This is a genomic window from Halomonas terrestris (assembly GCF_049166755.1).
GTDB lineage: Bacteria > Pseudomonadota > Gammaproteobacteria > Pseudomonadales > Halomonadaceae > Halomonas.
In genome coordinates this window covers 1-4,385 of the sequence record NZ_JBMHFZ010000043.1, presented here as the reverse complement: position 1 = coordinate 4,385, position 4,385 = coordinate 1, and the positions used below count along the sequence as shown (strand labels likewise).

At 62.6% G+C, this 4,385-nt stretch carries 4 protein-coding genes; all 4 read left to right on the top strand.

Annotated features, from left to right (window positions below):
* On the top strand, positions 1-3,070 hold a 3,070-nt coding region (locus ACOMD9_RS20960), incomplete at its 5' end, for an RHS repeat-associated core domain-containing protein (RefSeq protein WP_421417954.1).
* Positions 3,071-3,076: 6 nt separating this feature from the next.
* Complete coding sequence (locus ACOMD9_RS20955; protein ID WP_421417952.1) at positions 3,077-3,331, top strand: ABC transporter permease family protein; 255 nt, start codon at positions 3,077-3,079, stop codon at positions 3,329-3,331.
* A 416-nt stretch (positions 3,332-3,747) separates the two neighbouring features.
* A complete protein-coding gene (locus ACOMD9_RS20950) occupies positions 3,748-4,089 on the top strand; it encodes a hypothetical protein (protein WP_421417951.1) in 342 nt (113 codons plus the stop codon).
* The coding region (locus ACOMD9_RS20945) for a hypothetical protein (RefSeq protein WP_465249819.1) at positions 4,083-4,385 on the top strand (303 nt) is incomplete at its 3' end. The genes ACOMD9_RS20950 and ACOMD9_RS20945, both read left to right, overlap by 7 nt.

Genomic DNA, 4,385 nt, shown 5'->3' with positions numbered 1-4,385 from the left:
CGTCACCAACGCCCTGGGTCACGAGCAGACCCTGACCTACGCCCGTCACAATGGCCGACTCAAGCCCGAGGCCATCGAGGGCGCCCCCTGCACCGGCTTCGACGGCGGCATCCGCACCTTCGAGTACGATAGCCGGGGCCTCGTCTCGCGCATCACCGACGAGGAGGGCCAGCGCCGGGATTTCCAGCACAACGACCGCGGCCTCGAGACTCAGGCCCCCAATGCCCACGGCGGCACCGTGACCACCAGCTGGCACCCCGAGGTGGCGCTGCCGATCGCCATCACCGAGCCGCGACGGGTCACCACCCTGGGCTACGACGACCGCTACCGCCTCACCAGCCGTCGCGTGGCCGAGCGCTACGGCGACGGCGAGCGCACCTGGACCTACACCTATCACCCCGACGACGTCGATGGCACGCCCGGGCAGCTGGCCAGCATCGACGGCCCGCGCAGCGACGTCACCGACCTGACCACCTTCGGCTACGACGGCCAGGGCAACCTGACCACCATCACCAACGCCCTGGGCCATGTCACCCAGCTCGCCGGCCACGACGCCCAGGGCCGGCCCCAGACGGTCACCGACGCCAACGGCGTCAGCTGGACCCTGGCCTACGACGATCGCCAGCGGCTCATCAGCCTCACCGGCCCGACAGGCACCACCACCTTCACCTTCGACCCCGCCGGCCTGCTGATCGGCGAGACCCTGCCCAACGGCGCCACGCTGACCCATCACTACGACGACGCCCAGCGGCGGGTGGCCACCACCGATGCCAGCGGCCACCGCCTCGAGCACGATCTCAACGATCTGGGCGATCCCATCGCCACGCGGATGCTGGACGAACATCTGGCAGAGCGGTGGAGCGAGCAGCGCAGCTACGGCGAGAACGGCTGGCTGTTGGCCATCACCAATGCCCTGGGCTACTCCACCCAGCTTGATCATGACCGCGTGGCCAACCTGATCCGCCAGGAAGATCCCGCCGGCGATGCCTACGGCGTCGACTACGACGGCTTTCATCAGCCGACCCGGGTCACCAACCCGCTTGGCCGTCGCGCCGACCTGCGCTACGACGACGCCGGCAACCTCATCCAGGTCAGCGACTACCGGCTGCGCAGCACCAGCTACTACCACAACGGCTTCGGCGACGTGACCCGGCTGGTCAGCCCCGACAGCGGCGAGACCCTGTTCACCTATGATGAAGCCGGCAACCTGGCCACCCGCACCGATGCCCTGGGCCAGGTCACCACCTACACCCATGACGCCCTCAACCGGCTCACCCGCATCGCCACCGACGACCCGGCCGAGCCCGACGTCATTCTCGGCTACGACAATCCCGGTGCCGAGCACGGCATCGGCCGCCTCACCTCGGTCACCGACGGGGCCGGGGTTACCACCTTCGACTACCACCCCAGCGGCGAGGTGAAGCGCGAGACCCGCAGCGTCGACGGCGAGACCCACACCCTGAGCTACAGCTACGACGGGGCCGGGCAGATCGACACCATCACCTACCCCAGCGGGCGGGTGGTGACCTACCAGCGCGACAGCGCTGGCCGGGTGGAACAGGTCACCACCGAGAAGGACGGTACCAGCACCACACTGGCCAGCCAGATCGAGCGGGCCCCGTTCGGCCCGGTGACATCGCTGACCCGCGGCAACGGCCTCACCGAGACCCGGACGCTGGATCAGGCCTACCAGGTCGACGCCATCACCGTGCCCGGCATCCTGGACCGGGACTATGGCCACACCGTGGATGCCAACGTCGCCAGCATCGACGACCTGCTGGCCTCAGCCCGGCACCAGGCCTTCGGCTATGACGCCGCCGATCGCCTCACCTCGGCCACCGGCGGCTACGGCGCCCTGGGTTTCGAATACGACCATAACGCCAACCGCACGGCGCGGCTCAGCGACGGCCAGCGGCACAGCTACCAGGTCAACCGAAGCAACAACTGGCTGCTCGAGGCCGAAAGCCAGAGCTACCAGCATGACGCTGCCGGCAACCTCGTGCAGCGCGGCCAGGACACCTTCGTCTACGACAGCCACCACCGGCTGATCGAGGCCACCGTGGACGGCACCATCGCCACCTACGCCTACAACGTCCACCACCAGCGCACCGAGAAGCGCGTGGGTGGAACCACGACTCGGTTCTTCTACGGCCCGGGCGGCGAACTGCTGGCGGAGATCGCTGCCGACAGCGGCGCCACCCAGGCGGAGTATGTCTGGCTGGACGGCACCCCGCTGGCCTATCTCGCAGACGGCGAGATCTACCACATCCACGTCGACCACCTGGGCACGCCCCAGGTGCTGACCGATGCCACCGGCGCTATTGCCTGGGAAGCGCACTACCGGCCCTTCGGCGAGGCCATCACCACCGGCAGCCTGACGTTTAGCCTCAGGTTCCCGGGTCAGTACCATGACGCCGAGACCGGGCTTCACTACAACTGGCACCGCGTCTACGACCCGCAGACCGGACGCTACCTGACCAGCGATCCGATCGGGTTGGTGGGCGGGCTGAATCTCTATCTGTATGCCGAGGCGAACCCGGTATTCTTCACTGACCCTGAGGGGCTTTGCCCGTGGTGTCTGTATGGAGCAGTGATTGGCGGGGGTATCAATGTGCTAGCTCAGCTGAGTTCAGACGAAGCCTTTAGTTGGAGTTCGCTCGCTGCGTCAACGGCTACCGGCGCGGCTGGGGGAGGGCTCGGCACAATCACAAGCGGGTTGGTCTGGCGCACGAGCATCATCGTCAATACCGTAGGCAGTGGGGCCATTGGCGCGGGGGTGGCAGCGGCTAAAAATCAGCTCACCGGAAGCTGTGATGATGTGTACTCCGCTAGCATGCGAGGAGCATTATGGGGAGGTTTAGGAGCTGGCACCGGACAGCTGATTGGAGCATCAACGTCGGGCTATACAGCCATCATGGCAAATAGGAGGTGGGAATCAGCATCTCTTAGCCAACGTCTATGGGCTATATCTAATGCGGTGGAAGCGCCACAGAATCCTAGTGTCTTAATAACCGTTGGCGCGACATCAGGGAACCTGGCAAGCACCATTATTTCCAATAGCCCTTGGTAAATTAAAATGAAATATATTAAATCTATTTTTATCGCAGCGCTGATTTCTCTTCCTATTTTTTTGATTGGGGCTGGAATTGGTGCTGTGGCAGGGTTGTTGGCAAGGTGGCTTTCTATGGCGATGGGACTATATGAAACTGCTGAGCAATATGATGCTGCGTTTTGGTTTTTTCTGGTCTTAGGCTCTTTAATGGGGTTGGTGAAAAGCGTCTGCTTTGGCGTGCTCTTTGTAAGACATGGCCCCAAAAAACCTCCAAATTGAAATCTGCAATGCCACCGTGGACTGCACCCTCGCCAGCTAGGCTACAACGGCCCCACCCTCGCCGAATATGTCTGGCTGGACGGCACCCCGCTGGCCTACCTCACCGACGACGCGATCTACCAGGTCCACGTCGACCACCTGGGCAGGCCCCAGGTGCTGACCGATGACACCAATAGGCGCTGCCATGGGCGGAGCAGTAGGAGGGCCTGTAGGAGTAACTGTAGGGCGGTACGTTGGCCCACACCGTTTCAGGATCGTGGGGCGTTACATCGCCTCTCCTGGCATTAGTAAAGCACCGGGGAATACTACTGCGGCCATTATTGAGGGGGCGTCAGTCGGTGTTGGAGAGCTGATGGGGCAAAAAATTACTCCTCCAAACCTATGGCTAGATCGTGGAGATTAAAGTAATGATATGGTTGACAACACTGCTGTTCTTTTCAGCATTTTCAGTCATGCTAATTCCAGCATTTGGTTTGTACGGGAAGATGCTCATTGCCGTAGGAAGAGTCGGCGGCGCCACCAAGGTAGTCGGGGGCTTAGTGATATACACTCTCTTTGCCATCGTGTTGATGGCACCATTCTTGATCGACAGTAATATCTCCCGTGAGTTGAGAGGGCATGTCCATGAGAGCAATTTATTTATGGTGTATCTTGGTGCGTGCTACGTGCTATCTATGGTTCCAGGTGTCGTTGTTTTCAAGAAAAGGTATTTGAAAGAATTGAAGCGCCTAGGTTTTTTCAAGGGGCGGGGATGTTAGAGGTCGCCCGGGTAAGCCAGGTCACCACCACGGACCCGGGCGGTACCAGCGCTACACTGGCCAGCCAGATCGAGCGGGCGCCGTTCGGCCCGGTGACATCGCTGACCCGCGGCAATGGCCTCACCGAGACCCGGACCCTCGATCAGGCCTATCAGGTCGACGCTATCACCGTGCCCGGTATCCTGGAGCGCGACTACGGCCACACGGTGGACGCCAACGTCGCCAGCATCGACGACCTGCTGGCCTCAGCCCGGCACCAGGCCTTCGGCTACGATGCCGCCGATCGGCTCACCTCG